The organism is Sunxiuqinia sp. sy24 (genome assembly GCF_052677165.1).
The window spans coordinates 1-519 of record NZ_JBQYLH010000051.1; the positions used below are offsets into that span (position 1 = coordinate 1).

The following is a 519-nucleotide window of genomic DNA, read 5'->3' on the forward strand; positions in this document are numbered from 1 at the left end:
TCCGGTGGAGTAAAAATTATTATCATCTTTGCTTTATATTCTTTTTTACCGATCAATGAACTCACAGCAAAATCAATGTAGAGCATTGGTGGAGGCTTTTCTCCCCAAAGACTTATTTCAATATTTTGAGATAACAGGCATAAAAATTACCGAAAAGAAAATTCAAGTGGATCTGGATGATCTTCCCTGACAATATTGGCACTCATTTAAGTATTGACGAAACATCGTTGTCTAATGGTGAGCTTTACACGATCCTTACCAACAAAGCAGCTAAGGGAAAGAAAGGTGCATTGGTGGCAATGGTAAAGGGAACCAAAGCAGAAGATGTAATTGAGGCATTAAGAACCATCCCTCTCAGAGCTCGCCGTAAAGTCAAAGAAATAACCCTTGACATGGCCGGTTCGATGGGGCTAATTGCAAAGCAATGCTTCCCTAAAGCAATTCGTGTTATCGATCGTTTCCATGTTCAGAAACTTGCTCTTGATGCCTTGCAGGAAATACGTATAAAACACCGATGGG

General features: G+C 39.9%; 1 protein-coding gene. It reads left to right on the plus strand.

Annotation, left to right across the window (positions count from 1 at the left end; all coding sequences use genetic code 11):
- Window positions 1-176 precede the first annotated feature (176 nt).
- On the plus strand, window positions 177-519 hold a 343-nt coding region (locus tag ACUNWA_RS19045), incomplete at its 3' end, for an ISL3 family transposase (protein WP_445593515.1).